General features: G+C 67.3%; 1 protein-coding gene. It reads left to right on the top strand.

Features of this window, described 5'->3' with window-relative positions; translation table 11 throughout:
- On the top strand, positions 1-333 hold a 333-nt coding region (locus KI686_RS17520), incomplete at both ends, for a hypothetical protein (protein ID WP_237590335.1).

Raw genomic sequence — 333 nt, 5'->3', positions numbered from 1 at the left:
GCGGGCGAGCTGCAGGTCGAGGGCGGTGGCGAGTTCGTCGCCGGTTTCAACGCCGATCCGTCCACCGTCAAGGTGCTCGAGTTCATGGCGTCGCCCGAGTTCGCGGACGCCCGCGTCAAGCTCGGCGGCGTCATCTCGGCGAACAAGAACGCCGACCCCTCGCTGGCCTCCAGCGAGTTCCTGCAGGATGCCATGAAGACGCTGCAGGATTCCGGCACGACGTTCCGCTTCGACGCGTCCGACCTGATGCCCGCCACGGTCGGGTCCGGTTCGTTCTGGAAGGGCATGGTCGACTGGATCGACGGCAAGTCGACCGACCAGGTGCTCGGCGAC

The organism is Polaribacter sargassicola, assembly GCF_021991835.1.
Classification (GTDB): Bacteria; Bacteroidota; Bacteroidia; order Flavobacteriales; family Flavobacteriaceae; genus Polaribacter; species Polaribacter sargassicola.
Note: the sequence above shows the minus strand (reverse complement) of the source record. Positions and strands in the feature narration are given on the sequence as shown.